Origin of the sequence: Ensifer sp. ENS03, from assembly GCF_014852035.1 — a bacterium.
Lineage (GTDB): Bacteria > Pseudomonadota > Alphaproteobacteria > Rhizobiales > Rhizobiaceae > Ensifer > Ensifer adhaerens.
In genome coordinates, this window is record NZ_JACVAV010000006.1 from 55011 (window position 1) to 69777 (window position 14767).

Annotated in this window: 8 protein-coding genes; 6 read left to right on the forward strand and 2 right to left on the reverse strand. The window is 62.6% G+C overall.

The annotated features are described in order from the left end of the window. The first annotated feature begins 3 nt into the window (after positions 1–3). The 5 genes from IB263_RS20720 to IB263_RS20740 are packed head-to-tail and all read left to right on the forward strand — an operon-like array spanning position 4 to position 4727. Positions 4–798 carry an ABC transporter permease gene (locus tag IB263_RS20720; RefSeq protein ID WP_060519051.1) on the forward strand — a complete coding sequence of 265 codons (795 nt, stop codon included), beginning with the start codon at positions 4–6 and terminating at the stop codon, positions 796–798. Positions 799–810: 12 nt separating this feature from the next. Next, positions 811–1119: a (2Fe-2S)-binding protein gene (locus IB263_RS20725; protein ID WP_246802208.1), complete on the forward strand. Its 309-nt coding sequence runs from the start codon at positions 811–813 to the stop codon at positions 1117–1119. Next, entirely contained in the window at positions 1112–2515 is a 1404-nt protein-coding gene (locus IB263_RS20730; protein ID WP_060519056.1) for an NAD(P)/FAD-dependent oxidoreductase, read from the forward strand. Before IB263_RS20725 ends, IB263_RS20730 begins: the two co-directional genes overlap by 8 nt. After that, positions 2512–3654: an FAD-binding oxidoreductase gene (locus IB263_RS20735; RefSeq protein ID WP_110819683.1), complete on the forward strand. Its 1143-nt coding sequence runs from the start codon at positions 2512–2514 to the stop codon at positions 3652–3654. Before IB263_RS20730 ends, IB263_RS20735 begins: the two co-directional genes overlap by 4 nt. Positions 3655–3671: 17 nt before the next feature. Further along, positions 3672–4727: an ABC transporter substrate-binding protein gene (locus tag IB263_RS20740; protein ID WP_060519060.1), complete on the forward strand. Its 1056-nt coding sequence runs from the start codon at positions 3672–3674 to the stop codon at positions 4725–4727. 192 nt (positions 4728–4919) lie between these two features. Here the strand turns inward: IB263_RS20740 and IB263_RS20745 are convergent, their stop codons facing one another. Together IB263_RS20745 and IB263_RS20750 are read right to left on the reverse strand one after the other, a co-directional pair. After that, positions 4920–5615 carry a response regulator transcription factor gene (locus tag IB263_RS20745; protein ID WP_192438946.1) on the reverse strand — a complete coding sequence of 232 codons (696 nt, stop codon included), beginning with the start codon at positions 5613–5615 and terminating at the stop codon, positions 4920–4922. A 131-nt stretch (positions 5616–5746) separates the two neighbouring features. Further along, positions 5747–7060 carry a HAMP domain-containing sensor histidine kinase gene (locus IB263_RS20750; RefSeq protein WP_246811051.1) on the reverse strand — a complete coding sequence of 438 codons (1314 nt, stop codon included), beginning with the start codon at positions 7058–7060 and terminating at the stop codon, positions 5747–5749. A 500-nt stretch (positions 7061–7560) separates the two neighbouring features. On the opposite strand from IB263_RS20750, the gene IB263_RS20755 reads away from it, so the two are divergent. Next, the gene (locus IB263_RS20755; protein ID WP_371814162.1) at positions 7561–14364 is read left to right on the forward strand and encodes an autotransporter outer membrane beta-barrel domain-containing protein; all 6804 of its coding nucleotides are present in this window, start codon (positions 7561–7563) and stop codon (positions 14362–14364) included. The last annotated feature ends 403 nt before the right edge of the window (positions 14365–14767 follow it).

Below are 14767 nucleotides of genomic sequence, written 5' to 3' on the forward strand. Positions count from 1 at the left end.
GCCATGCAGAGAAACGGACCCATCGCTCTCGCATTCCATAGCCTTGTCGTCGTCTTCATGCTGGCGCCGATGGTGGTCGTCTGCCTCGTGGCCTTCACGCCGGAAAACACCCTGGCGATGCCCTGGAATGGGCTGTCGCTACGGTGGTTCAAGGCGGTTTTCCATCATGCCGACTTTATGTCGTCCTTCGGCAACAGCGTAAGGCTCGCCCTGCTATCAGCCACCATCTCCACCGTTTTTGCGGTTCCGGCGGCGCTGGCGATTACCCGCTACGATTTCCGCGGCCGTGAGGCGCTGAACGCGCTTTTCCTGTCGCCACTGATCATTCCGCACCTGGTCCTCGGCGTCGCTTTCCTGCGTCTCTTCTCGCTGATGGGCATGGGCGGGTCCTTCGGTTGGCTTGTCGCCACCCATGCGATCGTCGTCACCCCCTATACGCTGCGGCTGATCCTGGCGTCACTCACCAGCATGGACCGCAACGCCGAAAATGCGGCGCGCACGCTGGGGGCTGCGGAGTGGACGGTGTTTCGCCGGATCACCATGCCGCTCATGCTGCCAGGTGTCAGCGGCGGCTGGTTGCTCGCCTTCATCAATAGTTTTGACGAGCTGACCATGTCGATCTTCGTGACCTCGCCGTCGACGGTAACGCTGCCGGTCCGCATGTACATGTACGCGAGCGAATCCATCGATCCGATGATGGCGGCCGTTTCGACGCTCATGATCGCACTTGCCACCGTTACGATGATCATCCTCGATCGCCTGTTCGGTCTCGACCGGCTGCTTGTGGGCAAGGGCTGATATCCGATGTCGATGAACCCGTTACTCCGGCGGCGCTACCGCCTGGACGAGACACTCGTGCCCTTCACATTGAACGGGACGGCCCAAACCGGGCGCCGCGGCGACACGGTACTGACGGCGATACTCTCGGTCAGCGGTCGCCTGAGACAGAGCGAATTCACCGGGGAGAACCGGGCCGGCTTCTGCCTGATCGGCGCCTGTCAGGATTGTTATGTGATGACGGCGCAAGGCAGCCGCGTCCGCGCCTGCAGCACCGCCTTGCTCGCGGGCATGGCTTTCATCACCGATCTCGGCGCGGTGTCGGAGACGGCCCATGATTGAGCCGTTGCAGCCCGTCATCGTTGGCGCCGGACCGGCGGGCATACGCGCCGCCGAGCGCCTCGTGCGCGCAGGTCTCAGGCCGATCGTGCTTGACGAAGGTCTGCGCGCTGGCGGGCAGATCTATCGACGCCCGCTGATCGACGACGGTCGATCCTATCGCAGTCGCTATGGTTCGGAAGCTGGCAAGGCAAGAAGGTTACACGAGGCTTTCGAGGCACTCTTGCCTGCGATCGACTATCGCCCCGAAACGCTGGTCTGGAATGTTTCGGCGGCTGAGCGCGGCAATCAGCTCGATGTCCTTTTGGCCGGCGTGCATCGGCAGATCGGCTTTTCGCAACTGATCCTGTGCACCGGCGCGACCGATCGCGTGCTGCCATTTCCGGGATGGACGACGCCTGGAGTTTACACGCTCGGCGCCTCCCAAGTGGCGCTGAAAGCCCAGGGCTGCACAATTGGTGACCGCATCGTCTTCATGGGCTCCGGTCCGCTGCTCTACCTCGTTGCCTGGCAATATATGAAGGCCGGCGCGTGCGTGGAGGCGGTGCTCGACACAGCACCCATCACGTCGAAGCGACACTTGCTGTCGCTTGCCATCCATGCGCCGCGCATCGTCGGGCTTGGTGTTTTCTACGGGCTCCAGCTCCAGCTGGCCGGCGTGAAGATCCGCAACGGCGTGCGGCCGGAGGCGGTCCTCGGGACGGGCCAGGTCGAGGGTCTTCGCTTCCGTCGGCGGGCAAGCAAAGGTGAGGTCGTCGAGACGGTATCCTGCGACGCGCTCGCCTACGGTTTTTCCCTTCGGCCAGAAACCCAGCTTGCCGATCTTGCCGGCTGCCGTTTCTGTTTTGACGAGCGCGATCGCGTGTGGCTGCCTGAGCGAGACGCCATGGGGCGCACTAGCCGGGCCAACGTATACGTTGGCGGTGACGGCAGCGGAATTGCCGGCGCCGATGCGGCGGAAGTCTCGGGCGAGCTCGCCGCGGCCGCTCTGCTCGAGGATGCGGGGAAAGCATCAGCGGATGGAGCGCGCCTGGTGGCGGCCCGCGAAGCGATCCTGCGGCAGCGTGATATCCTCGAACGTGCCTTTCCCTTCCCGGTTGATTGGTTCGAGACGGTCCCGGACGAGACGACGCTGTGTCGTTGCGAGGAGATTACCATTGCAGAAGGACGCCGCGCCATTGCGAGCGGCTCCATCAGCGAGATCAACCGCCTGAAGGCGCTGAGCCGGGTCGGGATGGGACGTTGCCAGGGGCGCATGTGTTCCGCCGCTGCCACCGAGTTCTTGAGCGGGCTTTGTGGCGTTTCGCCCGGTGAGGTTGGTCGCCTTCGCGCTCAGGCGCCGGTCAAGCCGATCCCGCTTGGTTTCGGTGCTGCCGTAGAAGCGGAGGCTCGGTCATGAGCTGGCGCATCTCCGTCGACGTCGCGATCATCGGCGGCGGGCTGGTCGGCAGCTCCGCAGCACTTGCCATGCGTAAAGCGGGGCTTTCAGTCGCCCTCATCGATAGGGGCTATTGTGGCGCGCAGGCGAGCGGGGTGAACTATGGCGGCGTGCGCCGGCAGGGCCGCGCCCCCGAACAATTGCCTTTGTCGCAGCGCGCACACGGTATCTGGCCGCAACTCAAGGCAATGGTCGGCATCGATGCCGAGTACATGCGCTCCGGCCATCTGAAGCTCGCCCGCACGGAAAAGGATTTTGCCAAGCTCGAAGCCTATGCCGAGACGGTTCGGGACTATGGGTTGGGGCTTGAGCTCGTTGCCGGTTCGGCGTTGGCGCACCGGTTCCCCTGGCTTTCCGCCCAGGCGGTCGGCGCGTCGCTCTGCCCCGGTGACGGCCACGCCAATCCGCGTCTCGTTGCGCCCGCCTTCGCACGAGCCGCCGAGCGCGCCGGCGCGATGGTACTGGAGCAGACGCCGGTGCGCGACGTCGCTGCGACCGGAAACGGTTTCGAGATCCTCGCCGGCGACGGCATCGAGATCCGCTGCCAACAACTGGTCAACAGCGCCGGTGCCTGGTCCGACCGCTTTGCCGCGAATTTCAACGAGCCTGTACCGCTGACACGTATCTATCCCTCGATGGTGGTCACCGAACCTCTGCCATTGCGTTTGCCCGTCAGCATGGGTGAACAGGGCGGCAGCTTCTATGGCCGGCAGGTGGCGCGCGGCAACTACGTCATGGGGGGCGGTCGCGGCCTGCCCCTTGGAGATCCCGACTATTCGCGTCCGTCGGTGACGGCTGCATCCTCCGTCATGCAGCGTGCAATCACGCTCTTTCCGCATCTGGCTGAAGCCCAGGTCATCCGCTTCTGGTCTGGAACCGAGGCGGAAATGCCCGACGGCAACCCGGTGATCGGCCCGAGCGAGACGACATCAGGCCTCTTCCACGCTTTTGGCTTCTGCGGCGCAGGTTTTCAGACCGCGCCCGCCGTCGGCGAAGTGCTCGCAGAACTCGTCACCGAGGGCCGCAGCACTACGCCGATAGACGCCTTTTCCATTGGCCGCTTCCGCAAGGTGGCGGCCGAAACTGCAGCCTCGTTGTAAACAGAAAGGGGAATACCATGATCGACCAACGGCTTACCAAAACCACGGCCCTCGCACTGCTGGCGTTCGTTATGCAGCAGAATTCTGCCTCGGCGGAAACCAAGACGCTCTACATCGGCATGAACGGCGGAAACTTCGAACGCGCCTATACCGAGCACGTGCTGCCGCCTTTCGAAAAGGCGAACGACGTCAAGGTCGTCGTCGTACCCGGTACCTCCGCCGACATCCTCGCCAAGGCAACCGCCGCCAAGGACAATCCGCAGATGCATGTCATGCTGCTTGACGATGGCGTAATGGTGCGCGCCATCGGCGGCGGTCTCTGCCAGAAGATTGCTGCTGATCCGGTGCTTGACCAGATCCAGATGGCTGCCCGCCTGAAAGACGACATGGCGATCGGCGTCGACATGGGCATGACCGGCCTTGCCTATAACAAGAAGCTCTTCGACGAGAAGGGCTGGCCGGCGCCGACCTCGTGGATGGACATGGCCGATCCCAAATTCGAAAACGCCGTCGTGTTCCAGTCGGCTTCCGCATCGAGCTTCGGCCTGCACGCCTTCCTGATGTTCAACCGCATCCAGGGCGGCGACGAGACCAACGTTGAACCGGGCTTCGACAAGTTCTCCGATACGATCGGCAAGAACGTCATCGAGTTCATCCCGAGTTCGGCGAAGATCTCCGAAATGGTGCAGACCGGAGAGGCAGCGATCTTCCCGCTGACCCCAACAGCCGTCAACAACCTCAAAGACAAGGGCATTCCAGTGGAATACGCCCAGCCGAAGGAAGGCTCCGTCGTGCTCGCCGTCACCGAATGCGTGATCGCCAACAACAGCGAACCGGAACTCAGTCAGAAGCTCGCCCACTACCTGCTTTCGGCCGAGGCACAGAGCCTGGCGCTCGATCACGGCAACATCATCCCGTCAAACGTCAACGCCAAGGCCGGCACAGATGCGGCGAACGCGAAGCTCTCGACGTTCAAGGCCAACATGGAGACCGCCAAGGTCCTTGATTGGGATGCGATCAACCAGAACCGGCAGGAATGGAACAAGCGCTGGAACCGTATGATCGAACGGTAAGTGTGGCGGGAACGCTCATCAGTCCGCCAGGCGCGCAGGCGTGCGCCTGGCGGTGCGACATGGAGCGGTGATCTTCCTGTCTGACCACGCAACCGAAGCTGGCTATTGGCGCAAAGCGGACATGTCTCACAACATCTTACTGTCGCGGATCTGTTGGCCCACCAGTCGCTTCGTTCGTGCGAACCAAATCCCCTATTCTACGGCCGAAGGTGCGGTGAACGTATAACCCACGCCATAGACCACCTTGATCGGTACAGTGAGGTCGGTCTGCTCGCCGATTTTACGCCGAAGGCGACTGACGACGGCATCCAGGTGCCGGTTGTCGAAGTGGGTCCTAGGTCGGGCAATTGTCTCCGCCAGCTTTTCCCGCTCGCATATGCCGCCGCCATGTTTGCAGAGCGCGCTTACCAGCGCGAATTCGGTCGCCGTCAGCTTGAGTGAGCGCTGGTTCGGCGCAGTGAGCGTCCAGTGTCGGCTGTCCAGCACCCACTTGTCTCCAGTGCTATCAGCCAAATCGACGTGCTCGCCCGTTCGTCGCAACAGGCTGCGGATCGCGGCTTCGATTTCCCGCAGCGTACTGTGTTTGACGAGATAGATGTCAGCGCCGCTTTCGAAGCCTCGGATGCGGTCGTCGCTGTCGCCAAGAGCTGTGAGCATGATAATGCCGCAGCGATGTTTCTCGCGGACTTCTCGCGCGAGGTCGAATCCGTTGCCATCGGGCAACGCGACATCGAGAATGATGACGTCTGGCGGCTCATGATCATCCAGTACTCGACGGAGCGCTTCTGCAGTCGCAATTCCTTCGGCGGTGAAACCGCAAAGCGCCAGGAAGTCGACCAGATCCTTGCGCAGCCGCTGTTCGTCCTCGACGATCAAAACATGCGTCAATTCATCTTCTCCTTTAGCTGCGTTGGCTCCGCCGCCTCCCTCAGCAAGGGCACGCGTGCCACGGCAGTCGTCCCCCCTCCTTCATTGGAGAAAAGATCCAGCGTGCCACCATGATAGGCCAGAAGCTTGCGCTACGAGTACAGCCCGAGCCCCGTTCCACTTCCGGCCTTGGTGTTGGAGGCACGGAAGAACCGGCGTCCGATCTTGTGAACCTCCGCTTCGGGTATGCCGATACCGCGATCACGGACCTGGATAATGATGGACCCGACATCGGATCGGCCATCAATGTGAATAGGCTGATCGTCGGGAGAATATTTGAGTGCGTTGTCAATGAGATTGATAACGACGGTTGCCAGCATGTCTGGATCGGCAATCGTAGAGACTGCTTCACCCTGCGTCCTGAAACGCAAGCGTTCACCGCGACCGGTCATGTCGAAATGTAATTGCACGTCGGCAATGAGAGATGCGATCTGCATCCGCTCCGGCCGAAAGCGATTGTCACCGTCATTTGTCATGAACCGCTCGATCAGGGAGAATAGACGATCGAGCGCCTCGCCAATGCCGGCAAGCCGTTCCTTCGTTGCGTCTTTGGATTTGTCACCTATGAGGCCGATCATGTCGACCGCATTGCGAATGACTGCAAGAGGCGTGCGAAACTCGTGACTGACAATGCGCATGAAGTCAGCCTGTTCTTCACGAAGGGCGCGTTCGGCCTCAAGACTGGCATTCAGTTGGAGTTCGAGCCTTCTGCGTTCCAGCACTTCGCGCGATAAGGCTTCGTTTTTCTCACGCAGGGCTGCCGAAAGTCGCGAGTTGACCATAAACAGCAGGCAAGCAAACAGGGCAATCAGGAACAGACTTCCCTGCAGAAGATACCAGGCGTTGCGGTTGTTAAGGATCGCGATGTCCTGGTGCGCCGCCGGAAACCAGAATTCGATCGCGCTATGAACCACGCTGGCTGCCATGTATTCACCCAGCACCGCCATCGTAATCCAGCGCAGAAGCCGGGGCTGCGTCCGATCGCGCAAGAGGGCCACACACATCAATGACATCATCAATACCGTAAAGGCGGTCGATGTGTGGACGCGGATTGCAAGATCGCCCGGATCGAGCGTCACCGCGATACTCCAGGCTGCGACCTGAAGGACAAGCAGCGAGACGCCGACCCAGGTGTAGCGGGGCTGCCCTAAAAAGCGCGCCAGGCCCTCGGCGAGCAACACGAGGCCAAGCTTGATGATCGTATTGTGTAGCACGATCGACCACGCAGCTGGCTGATCGCCTCTCAAGATCATCAGGAACAGCCCGATGGCGATCGCAGTGTATCCGGCCGCCAGAAACTTCAATTCATAGAGATGGCGCCAAGCAAGCCAGACAAAGATCCACGCGACCGCCTGTAAACTGGCGGTTGCCAGATCGACGACGAGCACTGTCTTGAGGTCCAGCATCTCTCAGCATTTGCACAGGGCGGCGGTTCGCGCAAGTCTAGGTCGTCAGGCGGCGAGTTGAGGGACAAAGAAAGGACAGTAAGTTCAGCCGAGCTTTGGCAGAATCTGTAATAAATTTGAAGATTTGACCTAAATTGGAGAGGGGCGTCTTCCACCGGCAATCTCGGATGGGCTCGTTCGCCTTCATGCATGTTTTGGTCAGAATTGAATAGTTTTGTTCTGTAGATTCCTCGACCCCATTTGCCTTACCGTCACTTCACAGTGACCTTGCATTTGTTTGATTGGGGGAGAGCCCTTCGCGCGCAGATTGCGTATGCGCCGAAGTCGGCCGCGCTTGCTCCAATTTTGAAGGGGCTCGCCGTATGAAACATGCCGAACGCTCGGGAAAGATCTTGCGAGCATTTCGACTTCGGTCGAACGCTGCCTCGTCCCTCACCCAGGGGGAGTTGCCATTCTCTCAAACATGCAGTCGTGAAGTTGGTCCTTTCCGGCCTAAATTGATGAACCGAGCGCGGGGCAATGATGGTTGCCCGGCCGGCGTTCGGAACGTTTACGTCCCGCATGTGCTCATCATGTTGGCTTTGGGGCTTGGTGGAGCTGGTATGGCAGGCGAAGCGTCTGCCGGCTGCAATGGCGATCCAAACCAGACAATCGGCCAGGTCGACTACGGATATACGTGGTCAGCCTGTTGGGGCGACAGCGGTGTCGATCATGACGATGAAAAGGACGGAGACGCCGGAGCAAACATAACGATCAACACAAGTGCGTCGTATACCGCTGGCGCAAGTCTCCCCTACGTCGTGCCGTCGGGCTCAGCCGGCGGTGTCATCATGACATACACGATGGGCGGCGGCGGTGTCGACGAGGGACGCGCGGGTGCCGGCGGGACCGTGACGATCACTAATTTCGGCGCCATTACCCTGTCTGCGTCTACGGATCCGGGCACCATCGGGAGTTTGATTTCGGCAACGAGTTTCGGCGGCTCCGGGGACGAGGACAATGACAATTACAAATCGAACGGTGGTGCCGGCGGTGCCGGAGGCGCGGTAACGATTACCAACTATGGAATGCTGGCCGTGGAATCGCTGAAGTCGACCACGGCCAGAGGCATGGCCGGGATCTTTGCGGTGAGCAAGGGAGGCAGTGGCGGTGAACAAAACAGCGGCGCGACCGGCGACCAGGTGGGCGGCAACGGTGGCAACGGTGGCACGGTCAGCATCGCCAACACAGGGCAGGTAAATCTCGGCAGCCCGACCAGTTCGCTGAGTGGCCTCGACTATGCGTGGGGCCTGGCTGCCGAATCCACCGGCCAGCAGGGCGGTCACGACAACGGTGCGGGCGGTGCGGGCGGCTTCGTCGATATCGCGAACGGTTCCTCCGGAAACGCAAGCGCCGGGGCGATCAGCGTTTACGCAAACGACACCGACAGCGTGCGCGGCATCCATGGGCTGAGCCAGGGCAGCGACGGCACGGCATCGCGAGACAGCTCCGATAAAGGCGGTGTGGGTGGAGGCGGCTCGGTCGTAAATGTCGACACCTACGCAGATATGACGATCGTCGCCACGGGCCAGGTGACCGAGCTTTCGGGCGGCGTCGTCGCCGTCACTCGGGGTGGCGATGGTGGCGACGGTTGGAGCTCGAACGTCGCGGGTGCCGGCGGCGAGGGTGGCAGGCCAGACAGTGGGCTGGCCGCGACGACCGTGACGGTCCATTCGGGCATCATTTCGACGCAGGGCGACGACCTTGGCGGTGTGATCGCATTGAGCCAGGGTGGCCGTGGCGGCGACGGCCAGGACGGAGAGAAGGACAGCTCCGGCGGTCTCGGCGGGAACGGCGGTCAGATCCAGTTGAACCTGTCCGGCGGCAGCGTTTCGACAGATGGCAGCAACGCCTTTGGCCTGTTGGGCCAGAGCATAGGCGGTCAGGGTGGCAATGGCGGCGACGAAACGGCTGTTGTCGGCACGAGTGGTGGGGGCGGCTATGGCGGTAACGCCGGCAGCGTGGGTGCCTTTACGAACGGCGCATCCAGGATCACGACGACGGGTGACTACTCGACCGCCATCACCCTGCATTCCATCGGAGGCGGTGGTGGCACTGGCGGCGACTTCACTGACGTGCTCGGCGGGGGAGCGGGCAATGGTGGCAATGGCGGCAGTGGCAACACGGCTATCGTCAACAACAATGCAGCAATCACGACGGCGGGCGGACATTCCTACGGTATCCTGGTCCAGTCGATCGGCGGCAGCGGCGGCACAGGCGGCATTGCCGCCGGGCTCACGCTCGAGCTGGGTGGCGATGGTGGCAGTGGTGGGTCGGCGGAGACGGCCAGCGTCCTGAATGCCGGTACGATCACCACATCTGGCTATTCGGCGCACGGCATCATCGCCCAGTCGATCAGCGGCGGCGGCGGCGCTGCCGGTATGGCGGGTGGAATTCTGTCGATCGGCGGTTCCGGCGGCTCCGGTAACTTTGGCGGCAATGCGCAGGTTCAGAATTCAGGTGTCATCAGTACCGGCGGGGATGCCGCCATCGGCATCCTGGCGCAATCGATCGGCGGCGGTGGCGGTTCGGGTGCCGGCGCGTCGGGCATCGCGACCGTTGGTGGTTCAGGTAGCGCCGGCGGTGACGGCAGCGAGGCTGGCATATTTTTGCCCGGCGGCTCGGTCACCACACGGGGTGAGATGGCGCATGCGATCATGGCACAGTCGATCGGTGGCGGTGGCGGCAACGGCGGCAACGTGATCGACCTGTCGGTTGGTCTCCCCGCATTGGGTGTCGGCGGCAGTGCCTCGGGCGGCGGCGCCGGCGGCAAAGTTTGCGTCACCAACCAATATTCCGGTGACGGTTGTTCCGCAGAGACTGGTGCGCACGAGGCGGTTGATGTCGCCACTGCCGGCTCAGGCGCGGTCGGCGTGCTCGCACAGTCGATTGGTGGCGGCGGAGGCAACGGGGGAAATGCCACGGGTGGCGATGCCGGGCTTGGTAGCTTCCAGATTGGCGGGGGCGGTGGGGGCGGTGGCTATGCCAGCATCACCAGTGTCGACTTCCAGGGCTTGACCCTTACCACTCAAGGTTCGCACGCCGCCGGCATCGTTGCGCAATCGGTCGGGGGTGGTGGCGGCACGGGCGGCTCCGCAAGCTCCTACTCCGCAGGTCTCGGCTTTACGGCGTCGGTGGCTGTCGGTGGTACCGGCGGTTCAGGCGGCGCCGGCGGCGACGTCTCCGTCGACCTGACCGATAGCATCATTAGCACCGGCCAACACGGCGGCGATGTGACTGATGCCATCGGCGTCCTCGCACAGTCGATTAGCGGCGGTGGCGGTAGCGGTGGTTCCTCGGTTGCCGATGCGCTCACCGTGGCAGTGCCGACCGGCGAGGATGTCTCCTTGGCGATGAGTGTCTCAACGGCCGTCGGCGGTAGCGGCGGCTCAACCCACTCTGCGGGCGACGTCTCCGTGAGCTTGGACGGCAGCACGGCGGTCTCTACGAAAGGCGCTTCGTCGCATGGCGTGATGGCACAATCGATCGGCGGCGGCGGCGGGAATGGCGGCAGCGCGTCGTCGATGGCAGCGACCGCCGGTACCGTGGATACTGTCAGTGCCGACATCGGTGTTTCGGTCGGGGGCTCGGGCGGCGGCGGCGGCAATGGTGGTGCTGCCGAAGTCGCACTGAAGGATAGTGCCTCAGTGACGACGGCAGACGACTATGCCAATGCGATCGTGGCGCAATCGATCGGCGGGGGTGGCGGCAATGGCGGTGTCGGCAGCGTCAACAGCAAGCAGATTGGCGGCGGCTTCAACCTGACGGCCAATGTCGGGGTTGGCGGCTCGGGCAGCGGTGGCGCAAGCGGCGGGGTGACGACTGTCGATCTTGACGCAGGCACAGCCCTAAAGACCAGCGGCACGGGTGCACGCGGTGTGCTCGCCCAGTCGATCGGCGGCGGTGGTGGCACTTCGCAAGGCGTCAGTGTCGGGCTGTCGGCCAGCGCCAGCCTGCCCGGAGGCGAGGAGCCCGAAGGCAGTAGCGGCGACTTTTCCGCATCGGTTGGGGTTTCGGTTGGCCGGACCGGCGGCAGTGGCGGTTCGGCCGGGACGGTCAACGTCACCACATCGGGCAATATTGCTACCTTCGGCGCAGATGCGGACGGCGTGCTCGCGCAGTCGATCGGCGGCGGCGGCGGGCTTGGCGGCTCCGTGGGGCAGGCGAGCTCCGGTGATGCCGAGCCGCTCGATGACCAGGGCGCCAGTGATTGCCTGAGCGACGACGGTGACGGTAAGTCCGGCTACTGCTTCGATGTCAATGTCGGTGCCACGATCGATGACGGCGGTACCGGTGGCACGGCCGCCAACGGCAACACTGTCACGTTGACACATGCCGGCCGCATCAACACCACGGGTGATTGGGCCGACGGCATCGTCGCCCAATCGATTGGCGGCGGCGGCGGTGCCGGTGGTAGCTCTACCGCGTCTGGCAGCCAGGCAACTGCCAACATAACCGTCGGCGTCGGCGGCCGTGGCGGTGCGGGGGGAAATGGCGGCGAGGTCGACATCACCTTCGACGACAATCACGGCAACAGCATCAACACCTCCGGATACAGTGCCTATGGCGTGCTCTTACAGTCGATCGGCGGTGGCGGTGGCCAGGGCGGTGACGGTTCGGATCATGCGGCGGGCAAGATCACCGTCGGGGGCGGTTTCGGCGGCTCTGGCGGCTCAGGTGGGTCGGGGGGCCTGGTTGAGGCGCAGGGTTGGATCAATCTGTCGACCAGCGGCGACGATGCGCACGGTATCGTCGCGCAGTCTATCGGTGGCGGCGGTGGCGTCGGTGGCGCTGGAAGCCGTACGGCTTCCGAGGACGAAAACAGCCACGCGATCGACCTCGTGGTCGGCGGCAGCGGAGGGGTTGGCGGTCGTGGCGGCGAGGTCGACCTTGCCATCGGTACCGCGCTCAACACCTATGGAGACCGGGCGTTCGGCCTCGTCGCACAATCAATCGGCGGCGGCGGCGGCATAGGTGGCGCCGGCGAAGCCGACAGCATAGCCTCGCTTGTGGTTGGCGGATCGGGCGGCAGCGACACGGATGGCGGCGCTGTCACGGTCGATCTGACGAGCGAGAGCACGGTTCACACGCGTGGCATCGGCGCGCACGGCATTGTTGCCCAATCGATTGGCGGTGGCGGCGGCATTGGCGGAACGGCTTCGGGCGCGCCGCTCTCCTTCAAAGGTGACAGCCCTGCCAGCTTTGGTGATGGCGACGATGTTTCCGTCAATATCGACGGCGGCATCCTTACCGATGGCGACTATTCCTTCGGTGTTCTCGCGCAATCAATCGGCGGTGGCGGCGGTTTCGGCGGCAACGCGACCAGTGCTTTCATCGGGTCGAACGGTAACCTCTCTTCGGCCGGAAAAAGCGGCGATGTGACGGTCACCCTCGATGCCGGCAACGAAATCCGAGCGACCGGCAAAGACTCGATCGGCATACTTGCGCAAAGCGACGGAGGCACAGCCAACAACGGTACGGTCAATGTGACGGTGGATGGTTCCATTACGGGCGGATCCGGTGACAATGGTGCCGGTGTCTGGGTCGCGGGCGGGCAGAACAATAGCGTGAACGTCAATTCCGGAGGCATGATCTCGGCTAATTCCGGTGTCGCCGTCCAATATAGCGCCGGACTGAACCCGCTCTCAGACGGCACGCTGATGGTGGTGAACAACGCCGGTATCATCGACGGCAGCGTCAAGGGGGCCATCACCGTCGACGCCAAAATATCGAAGACGGCCCGTGTCGGAAGCGGCATGGCGGTCTCAGTCGTCAATGAGACAGGTGGCCTGCTGACGGGTGCAAAGGTTTACGAGGCTGACGTGTTCAATCATGGCCGGCTGGCAGTCGGCGGTTCTGAGGCTATCGACGCCACGAAAATCACCGGCAACTTTGCCCAGCGTATGGACGGCGTTCTGGCAATCAACGCCGATTTCGCTGGCTCGCGCATCGATCGACTGACGGTCGAGGGCGACGCCAGCCTCGCCGGCAAGTTCACGGTGAGTGCCGAAAGTGTCTTGCCCGGTATCACTTTGTCTTTTCTCACTGCGGGTGGCACCTTGGATCACTCGCTAAGCGGGCAGTCGGCAATCTACGACTACGTGCTGACCCGGACTGGAAACGAGCTGTCAGTTGCGACGGGTTCGGCCCATTTCGGCGAGCCTGGCTTTGCGCTGAACGCGGACCAGCACAACGTCGCCGACCACCTGCAGGAGATCTGGGATGCCGGCGGCGGTTCCTTCGGCAGACTGTTTGGCACACTGGGCTCGCTTGCTGATGGCGATTCTGGTGCATACGGGTCCGCCCTGTCCGATTTATCGCCCGGCGTCGCAGGAGCGGCCGCGGCCGGCAGCATCGCCACGACGCGGCAACATCTCGACCTTTTGCTGAGTTGCCCGATGTTTGCTGCGGACACCTCGTTCCTGACTGAGACGGAGTGCGCGTGGAGCCAGGCAGGTGCACAGAAGCTTGACCAGAAGGCCAGCGGCGGCGTCTCGGGTTTCGACAGCATGACCTATGCGCTGCAGGCCGGCGCCCAGGTCGAGGTGTTGCCCGACTGGTTTGTCGGCTTTGCCGGGGGCTACGACCGCAGTGCCATTCGCGGTGACGACGGTCGCGTCAACGCCGACGGCGACGTCCTTTATGCCGGTGCCTCACTGAAGCATGAAATTGGTCCTTGGCTTCTTTCGGGCGCTGTTTCCGGCAGCTATGGCTGGTACGACAACGTGCGTACGATCCGGATTCCGGGCTTTGCCGGACAGGCGGAGGGCGAACCGGAGGTCTACAATGTCAGCACCCGGTTGCGCGCTGCTTACACCTTTGCGCAGGATGCCTACTATGTGCGGCCGCTGGTCGACCTTGACCTGATCTATTCGCACGCCCGTAGCTACCGAGAGTCAGGTGCCGGCCCGCTCGATCTCCTGATCAACGACACCCGCCAGTGGAGCTTCACCACCACCCCGGCAATTGAGATTGGCACGCGCGTGGATCTGAGCGAAACGACGGTTATGCGGGCCTACGCGGCCGCAGGAGTGAGCTTCAGCAGCGCTGACAGCTGGGATACGTCAGCCCGGCTGGCCAATGCACCAGCTGGGGTCGGCGCTTTCGAAAGCACGGTGCCACTGGCCGATGTGGCAGGTCGACTAAGCGCGGGCGTCGACATCGCTAACGCCGACGGCTTCAGTTTGCGCGTCGGCTACCAGGGCTCGTTTTCCGACACCTATTCCAGCCATGGCGGCACACTGCGGATTGCCTACAAGTTCTGAGGGGATCAAAGATCTTAAGACAGGGCATGTCGTCGTGGGTGGGTCCAACCTGTCCCAAAAAGCGTTCCCGGGCAATCCAACCGGCAAATCCAGTCAACGAGGGCGCGAACGAGGTGGTGGCGCGCTTGCTTGACCCAAGAACAATGTACAGAGAACCGGTTTAGCGTACCGGCGTGCGCACAACGAAAATGAGCCTCCGCAGGGGGGCGGAGGCTCACGCGCGCATATATTGTCAATAACAAGTTTTATAAATATCAAGCAGTTACACGGAAATATGAACCGTAAACGCAGCGGCGGCTGCGTCGAAATAGGGTGGCGGTGTGTGCAAATGCAGGTGCAGTTTGCCAATCGGGAAACCGCATAGCAACTCGCCCAAATGGACATTTTGCGTAATACATTGGGC

Excerpts from the sequence above, each read along its gene's own strand:
- IB263_RS20730 (WP_060519056.1), top strand. The coding sequence starts at position 1,112 with ATGATTGAGCCGTTGCAGCCCGTCATCGTTGGCGCCGGACCGGCGGGC.
- IB263_RS20755 (WP_371814162.1), top strand. The coding sequence starts at position 7,561 with ATGAACCGAGCGCGGGGCAATGATGGTTGCCCGGCCGGCGTTCGGAAC.
- IB263_RS20750 (WP_246811051.1), bottom strand. The coding sequence starts at position 7,060 with ATGCTGGACCTCAAGACAGTGCTCGTCGTCGATCTGGCAACCGCCAGT.
- IB263_RS20725 (WP_246802208.1), top strand. The coding sequence starts at position 811 with ATGAACCCGTTACTCCGGCGGCGCTACCGCCTGGACGAGACACTCGTG.
- IB263_RS20735 (WP_110819683.1), top strand. The coding sequence starts at position 2,512 with ATGAGCTGGCGCATCTCCGTCGACGTCGCGATCATCGGCGGCGGGCTG.
- IB263_RS20740 (WP_060519060.1), top strand. The coding sequence starts at position 3,672 with ATGATCGACCAACGGCTTACCAAAACCACGGCCCTCGCACTGCTGGCG.
- IB263_RS20720 (WP_060519051.1), top strand. The coding sequence starts at position 4 with ATGCAGAGAAACGGACCCATCGCTCTCGCATTCCATAGCCTTGTCGTC.